We start from the raw sequence: 5,756 nt of genomic DNA, 5'->3' as shown, positions 1-5,756 counted from the left end.
AGCTTTTTTGACAGGATTAACCACGCCAAAGACGCGTGGCAGGCATAGATTATGAGATGGATTAAGAGAAAAGCATTTTTATCCCGCCCGGAAGGCGGGCAAAAAGGTCTGTAATCCTGTTAATCCTGTCCAAGTATCTTGTATTTTATGTCAGGGTTTCAGGAGTAAGTCACCAGGCTTTTTCCGCGACCTTGCACGGAAAAAGTGGCCCCTTCGGGGCATCATATCGGTTAACCCTTGCAGGACGCCATGAGCACGGGGACTGGCTCTCCCGGCACTTATTTTTCTAATTTGTTTCTTGTTCAATAAAAAATAAGTGCCGGGGTGCCTGTCCCCACAAACATGCAAGCACAATGTTTTCTTAACGACCAACATGTTGTTCCGAAATTAATGCTAAGCGCCTAAGGCCTGATTCCAGCACGCACAATTCAGCCTCCCTGAAGGGTAATATTGGCCGGGTAATCCAACGGTTGCAGGGCTTTCTCTACCAGTAATATTGTGAGAAAAGACCAGGGAAAAATGTTAATAATCGGGGTATTCCTGGGAGAATTTTGCGTCCAGTTCTCTGACAAGTTCCACCGCTTCTTTGCCGGGCAGGCCGCGATCTTCCCGCCTCTGGATCCAGTCAGTGACCACTGGTTCAATGCGCTGCAGCCATTTTTCTTCTTCCTGAGCATCAAGCTCGTAATAATTTATTCCATGCTGTTCCTTGCCGTATTCCAGGCCAAGCTTTGTATGCTCGGCCCTAAGCCGGCCATATTCATAAGCAAACTCGTCGTTCATCTCCTGGATAATTTCCTGTATGTCCGGAGGCAAAGAATCCCATTTGTTTCTGTTCATGATTTTCATGAAGACAATATTGTAGAGAAACGGGGTGTGGGTAACGTTGCTGACTACCTCAGCCAGATTGAAACCTTTCAGGGTGTCGGTGGGTGCCAGGATGCCTTCAACCAGACCCTGGTCCAGGGCCAGATAGGATTCGGACATGGGCATGGAGTGAGTCACTGCACCCAGCTTTTCCAGAGGCGGAACTGTTCCCCCCACTGCCCGGATTTCCATGCCTGAAAGCTCTTCCAAAGTCCTGGCGGGTTTCTGGCTCATTATGTCTCCAGGTCCTGTGGCCCAGAAAAAGAGGACCTTGACATCTTCAAATTCATCCACGCCCAGATCCTGTTTGAATCGCTTGTAGCCTTCATTGGCGGTCAGAGAGGCGGATACAGCGTTGACGTTTTCATAGCCCGGCAGTTCAAAAGCTTCGGTCAGGGGGAATATGCCGGGGGTGTAGGAGGGGCAGGTCGTGCCTATATCAGCTACACCGTCCGCCACGCCGCTGTATATCTCCCTGGCCCCAAGCAGGGCTTCTCCTGGGTGAAGGTTGATTTTCACCCGCCCTTCAGTCCTTTTTTCAACTTCTTCAATCCATTTGTTGTGCCCTTCAGACACCATAAAATCCGTGGCCGGCCAGAAAGTGGCCAGGGACAGGTTGAAAGTCTGTACCGGTTCTTCGACTTCATCTACATCATCGGCACACCCGAAGAGGGCCGGGCTCAACAGTATCAAAAGAAGCCCAGTCAAATAATACATTTTTTTCTTCATCCTTGTATCCTCCGTTTTCCTAAAGATTGATTGGTTACGGCATTAGAGTAAATTTTATTACAATCCTGGAGTCGCCACAGGGACTTCTCAACTCTCACCCCCCGCCGGGCCAGATATATACAAAATTTGAGTTTTTGTAAAACAGTTTGCCTGCATGCACGCAGCAGGCTTATGGTCAATACCTCTTGAGTTCAAAAAGTTTTTTGGACTGAGTGGAAACTATATGAAAATATCTGTCCTGAGGTGTATAAATGTAAGGCACATCTTCCTTCCGGCGATATAAAAAGTGGGCCAGGATCATGCGGTTGACCGCCTGATGCCCGATTATCATTATATATGTAGCATTTCCGCTCAAATAAATGGCTTTTTTCAGTCCACGGTCCACTCTATGCTTGAGGGTCACATAGCCTTCGCCTTCAGGGTAAATATAGTTGTATTTGTCTTTAGTGCGGCTGTAAAAAACTTCCGGTTTTTCACGCCGGATTTCATCATAGCTCATGAACTCACAGATTCCGGCGTGAATTTCGCTGAATTCTTTCAACTGCATGACCTCAGTGTTCTTCTGCATTCCACTGATGGGAATTGCGGTCTGGATGGTGCGCTTCTTAGTACTGGAGTAGATGTTAGGAATATTTGTCTGTTTGAAATGTTCAGCCAGAGCACCGGCCTGCTCCCAACCGGTGGGGGTGAGTTCTGAGTCCCCCCCTATGCGGTTTTCCAGGTTGAAATAGCTTTCTCCATGCCTGACCAGAAAAAGATTCTTTACCCAGTCAGATACCAGAAGATCTCTGATCTGGACATTGCAGAAAATATTTTCGGATATTTTTTCTTCCAGGATCTGGTTGTTCAGCGAGTCCAGGACGTAATAGTTACGCTCTTCCCCAAGGGGTTGGGTGATAAACTCATAGTACTGAATTCTTTTATTAAAACTTTCAAAGGCCTCATGGAAATCAAGTTTTGCAAACTCCGGCTGCTCAGTCTTTTTGGTAATGCTTGCCTTGAGGATTTCCTGGTCGTTGTTGATGCATTCAACAAACAGGACTGGATGGTCTGTCAGCAGTCTCTGAATTGTCCTTCGCCGCTTCAGGCTGACATTGGTAGCATCAAGCACAGCCACCTGCCCATCGCTCTGGAGGTATTTTGAAGCGTTTTTGATATTGGTGATGGCGATCTGTTCTCTTTGTTCGGCATTGACCCTGTTATCAGGGTTGTAGAAATCAGGCCTGGATGAACTCTCGCATAAAAGCCTGCGCCGGAGATCTCCGTTATTGAATATGCGGACTTTGATATGTTCTTTTCTCAGCCCTTCACGGAGTTTGGCGGCTACAGTGGATTTACCCCGGGCAGGTAAACCTACCATGGCTATGTAAAGTTTGTTAAAATAATTTTGCTGCATGCTTATCAAGCCTTTTTCAAACTGGACACTCGGTATCTGTTCAGCGTTTTGGATGTAGCTTAAGGACTGGCTCTTCGTAACAGTTTAGCCTTTTTTTAGGAAAGCAGGGGACAGGCACCCCAGCCCTATACAACCACCCCCAGACCCTCCTTGGCTAAGGAGGGGAGTTTACGCCGTGCGCGTAATCTAATCCAGAGGGGCAGGGTGTCAGAAAAAGTTTTCAACATGTTTTTTTGAAATCTGTGCTAAGCGCCTATCAAGATGACATGGTTTCTGCGGAAAGCCTAAACCGTTGAGTTAAGAACCGCTTTTATATGCCCCTGCGAGGCTTGATCCTGATTAATTATCAGAATATAACACTGCCGCAAACCTTTTAAACATCCACCGGATGTTTCAGTGGGGATATCTGTTTAGCGCTTTACTTAAAAGCGCTAACGCGGGCTTTACCCGCAACCCAAGAAATAAAGAAACCTTAACCGCCCGTTCGCCCTTGTTGAATGGCTGTGCCTACACTTCGTGTATTCAACTGGGTAAAAAGACTCACCCAGTTGAATACGGCTTTGCCGTAGACCGAAAGTCTATTCAACCCCAGTAAAACACCCCAGGGGGGACCCCGGTTTTACGGGGCAGGCCGGGCGAGCTCAAGACGCCCCAGTTAAACCCGTTTGCAACGGAGACTAACCTCTGTTTAACGGGGCAGGCAAAGGCAGCAAAGGAAGGCAGGAAGGTTTTTTCATTTGCCGGGATTGCGGCAAATGAAAAGGCAGCCTTGTCCAAAACCGTGTCCTGATTTTGGACAATACACCTGCTTCGCGTCTTTAACTTTGCGTACTTAGCGCCTTTGCGGTTCAATACTTAGCGGGGGACAGTCCCCAGGCCTGGTGCCATTAGTCAACACCGAGGACCTCTGAATGGCTACCCCGGAATCTAACGCGGATGCGGTGGAGACCATGTGCATACCAGGTTCTTCATTCCTGGTACGCACATAAAAACCCTCTTTTATCTGTGTGCATCTGTGTGATCTGTGGGCAGCAGTCTTTTTTCTATATACACAGCAGGGGACAGCCCCAGGCTTTGTGCCGGTAATCACCACCGAGGATCCTCTGTATGGTTACACTCTCAGGACCTGTAAACGGCGAATCTGAACTAATCACATTTTCCAGATTCAGGCAACTAGTTTGAAAAGATATAAAAATGCAAATATTTGAATGGTTTATAATCGGCATAATTCTTTTTTTCAACTTTCTGGCTGCCGGACATGCCCTGCTTTACAAAAGAGACCCAAAAGGGGCCTGGGCCTGGATAGTGACCTGCCTGCTGGTACCCACCCTGGGACCGGTCCTTTATTTTCTCCTTGGCATCAATCGAGTCAAGACCAGGGCTAAAAAACTGAAGTGGTACTGGCCGCACTGGGATTCCGATTTTGAAACTTCAACAAAAAAGATCGCACCTTCGGGAAAAAAGGTGCGAGATTTCGAAATATCCCCGGATTTTCACCAGCTGGCACAGCTTTCGGAGGCCATTTCCAAAAGGCCCCTCCTGAAGGGAAACAGTGTTACTCCCCTGTACAACGGTGAACAGGCGTACCCTGAAATGCTTTCGTGCATCAACAAATCTCAGAAAAGTATATATCTGGTTACCTTTATATTCGAAAGCAACAACACGGGCAAGTTGTTTGTGCAGGCTCTATCAAACGCCATGCAAAGAGGTGTGGATGTGCGGGTGCTGGTAGACGGGATAGGTGAGTACTACTCCTGGCCCAGGATTGGGAGGATGCTCAAGGGGGCCGGGATTCCTTTTGTCCGCTTTCTGCCACCCAGGGTTTACCCTCCCTCCCCGTTCATCAACCTGCGATATCACAGGAAAATGCTCCTTGTTGACAGCAAGTTCGGCTTTACAGGGGGCATGAACCTGGGTGACAGGCATCTGGTCAACAAACCCAGAAACCGCAAACGCAAACAGGATGTACAATTCATGTTTTCCGGGGCTGTGGTGAACCAGATGGAAGAGGTCTTCATGGAGGACTGGGGGTTCTGCACTGGTGATTACAGTAAAAGGCCCAGGCAGAAAGTGGCCAGCATGCACCAGGGGGAAGCTGTGTGCAGAACCATCACAGTGGGGCCCAACCAGGACCTGGACAAGCTGCGCATTCTGCTTACGGGCGTTGTGTCCCAGGCCAGGAAAAGGGTACTTATCATGACGCCCTATTTTTTGCCCTCTCCGGAGTTGATAGTGGCGCTGCAGACAGCAGCCCTCAAGGGTCTGGAGGTGAGTGTGGTTCTGCCGGCAAAAAATAATCTGCCCTACGTGCACTGGGCCACGAGGAATATGTTGTGGGAGATTCTGCAGAGCGGGGTAAAGGTGTTTTATCAGCCCCCACCCTTTGCGCACACCAAGCTTTTTCTGGCGGACGATTCCTACGCGCTTATTGGTTCAGCCAACATTGATCCCCGCAGTCTGCGGCTGAATTTTGAAATGGTTGTGGAAATCTATGAAAAAAGGCTGGTAAACAAGCTGACCAGGCATGTCAGATCAAAGATCAGGCAATCCCACGAGACCACCCTGCAGGAGGTGGACAGCAGATCCCTGCCTGTAAGGACCAGGGATTCCATTTGCTGGCTTTTCAGTCCTTATCTTTAGTGACTAACGCGGGCTATGCCCGCAACCCAAGATAAAGAAGTGCTCGTATCCCACACTTGGGACAGTCCCCGCGACAATATTTTTTTGGTTACTGAAATCTCTCATTAGCAAAACTGGTTGCCTT

General features: G+C 48.5%; 3 protein-coding genes. 1 reads left to right on the top strand and 2 read right to left on the bottom strand.

Annotated elements, in window-relative coordinates; genetic code table 11:
* Nucleotides 1–522: 522 nt before the first annotated feature.
* On the bottom strand, nucleotides 523–1,596 hold the full coding sequence (locus QZP87_RS02925; RefSeq protein WP_291321421.1) for a TRAP transporter substrate-binding protein: 1,074 nt from the start codon (nucleotides 1,594–1,596) through the stop codon (nucleotides 523–525).
* A gap of 175 nt (nucleotides 1,597–1,771) precedes the next feature.
* A complete protein-coding gene (locus tag QZP87_RS02920) occupies nucleotides 1,772–2,992 on the bottom strand; it encodes a 6-phosphofructo-2-kinase/fructose-2,6-bisphosphatase (protein WP_291321420.1) in 1,221 nt (406 codons plus the stop codon).
* Nucleotides 2,993–4,186: 1,194 nt separating this feature from the next.
* Here QZP87_RS02920 and QZP87_RS02915 point away from each other — a divergent pair.
* A complete protein-coding gene (locus QZP87_RS02915; protein ID WP_291321419.1) occupies nucleotides 4,187–5,632 on the top strand; it encodes a phospholipase D-like domain-containing protein in 1,446 nt (481 codons plus the stop codon).
* The last annotated feature ends 124 nt before the right edge of the window (nucleotides 5,633–5,756 follow it).

Source organism: Desulfonatronospira sp. (genome assembly GCA_003563255.1).
In the GTDB taxonomy this organism is placed as follows: domain Bacteria; phylum Desulfobacterota; class Desulfovibrionia; order Desulfovibrionales; family Desulfonatronovibrionaceae; genus Desulfonatronospira.
This window is presented reverse-complemented; position numbering and strand designations above follow the sequence as displayed.

Coding starts and splice junctions, on each gene's coding strand:
- QZP87_RS02915 (WP_291321419.1), top strand. CDS start 4,187: ATGCAAATATTTGAATGGTTTATAATCGGCATAATTCTTTTTTTCAAC.
- QZP87_RS02925 (WP_291321421.1), bottom strand. CDS start 1,596: ATGAAGAAAAAAATGTATTATTTGACTGGGCTTCTTTTGATACTGTTG.
- QZP87_RS02920 (WP_291321420.1), bottom strand. CDS start 2,992: ATGCAGCAAAATTATTTTAACAAACTTTACATAGCCATGGTAGGTTTA.